1 riboswitch is annotated in these 668 nt (G+C 41.5%).

The window, feature by feature from the left end:
* Positions 1–446: 446 nt before the first annotated feature.
* Positions 447–582, reverse strand: a riboswitch (FMN riboswitch).
* Positions 583–668: the final 86 nt, after the last annotated feature.

Genomic DNA, 668 nt, shown 5'->3' on the forward strand with positions numbered 1-668 from the left:
GGTAACTATTGGATGGAACCATTTTCATCCCAAGTTTGTGACCCGGCGGGTCATGTATGTTTAGTTTCTTCAAAATCCTCTCTCCTTATAGAAGTTGTTCAAAAAGTCCGGGAACGATAGGCTTCGAATCTCTTTGTCAGCTCGTTCTTGCGGTACTCGCGTATCCTACAAAGGATATGAAGGTTCTTCTGCTAAAAACGTGCACGTCCTGTGCACAACGCAGAAGTCAGCACCTCCTGTGCAAGTCTCTGAACTTCGCTTCCTCGATCTTCTTGCCTCTCGTTGTCCTCCTTTTTGAACACACATTTATAGAGATTCATCCTTTGAAGAATGGCTTGCCTTTTTTCGCGCTTCATATAAAAACCCTCAAAGAAATGAATCTTTGAGGGAGAATGATTAGCGTATACTTAATAAGTGTTCAAAAATATAGCATGAACACTGGCAACCACCATCTTCTCCCATCCAGACTGTACTGTCGGCTTTGGAATCTCACCAAATCCTGCCTAAAAGGCTCGCGGGCTTAGAAGCATAAAAAACTTCAATACCGCCGGTCGGGAATTTCACCACGCCCCGAAGATGAATCGTATTATATTTTGATTATATTATATAGGAAGATTCGCTTTTATGCAATCTTTTCATATTTTAATATTCAATTTTTCCTCCCCTCT

Source organism: Pueribacillus theae (genome assembly GCF_003097615.1).
In the GTDB taxonomy this organism is placed as follows: domain Bacteria; phylum Bacillota; class Bacilli; order Bacillales; family UBA6769; genus Pueribacillus; species Pueribacillus theae.